We start from the raw sequence: 1,041 nt of genomic DNA on the forward strand, positions 1-1,041 counted from the left end.
GAATGGAAGAAGGACGACTGTGATGGCGATGGTGTAAGCAATGGAAAAGAAAAAGAGGATGGAACAGACCCACTGGACCCTTGTGATTTTGTATTGGAACACCAGGATTGCTCACCATCCGAAGAATGGAAGAAAGCAGATTGTGATGGAGATGGCGTGACCAATGAAGACGAAAAGAAAGATGGTACAGATCCACTAGATCCGTGCGATTACAAGCCGGAGAGTGTTACCTTACCACAAACAGGCGATTATCTGGAAGCTGACTGTGATGGTGATGGGGTTACAAACGAAGATGAAAAAGAGGATGGCACCGACCCATTGGATGCATGTGATTTTCTTCTTGAAAGTCAAACAGTAGCTCCTGACTCCGCATGGAACAGTTCAGATTGTGATGGCGATGGCGTTACAAACGAAGATGAGAAGAAAGATGGTACGGACCCATTGGACCCCTGCGATTATAGACCTGAAAGCGTGACATTACCACAGACAGCGGATTGGGATGCATTGGATTGTGATGGCGATGGTAACCCCAATGAAACTGACCCGGACCCATTGAAGGCCAATGCCAATGATGATTATGGTTCTACCCCTGCCTTGACAGAGGTGGCAATTAATATTCTGGAAAATGATGACTACCTGCCAAACAACGCCGCTAACAATGTAGGTGAGACCAGTCTATCGCAAATTGGTGGTGATGCCGAGGGAACTATAAGTTTCAATAACGATACGGGCTTCATAAACTATACGCCAACACTGTCTGAATCGAATTCAACGGTTACAATAGTTTATCAAGTTTGTAATGTGTTGCCGGACCCTAACGTTTGTGCATCCGCAACCATATATATAGAGGTTGGGTCAAACACTATTGATGCGGTTGATGATACTTATTCTGCTACATTGGGTGAAGATGAAGTAATCGACGGTAGCGATGTACTTTTAAATGATACCTTGAACGGTTCATCTATCACACTTGCTGATGTAATTCTGACTTCCACGCCAACAGACGAACTTAGGGTCAACGACGATGGAAGCGTAAGTGTG

1 pseudogene is annotated in these 1,041 nt (G+C 45.0%); it reads left to right on the forward strand.

Features of this window, described 5'->3' with window-relative positions:
- Nucleotides 1-1,041, forward strand: a pseudogene (locus DCK90_RS16890) (hypothetical protein); the annotation flags it as partial.

The organism is Muricauda brasiliensis, from assembly GCF_003057865.1.
Classification (GTDB): Bacteria; Bacteroidota; Bacteroidia; order Flavobacteriales; family Flavobacteriaceae; genus Flagellimonas; species Flagellimonas chongwuensis.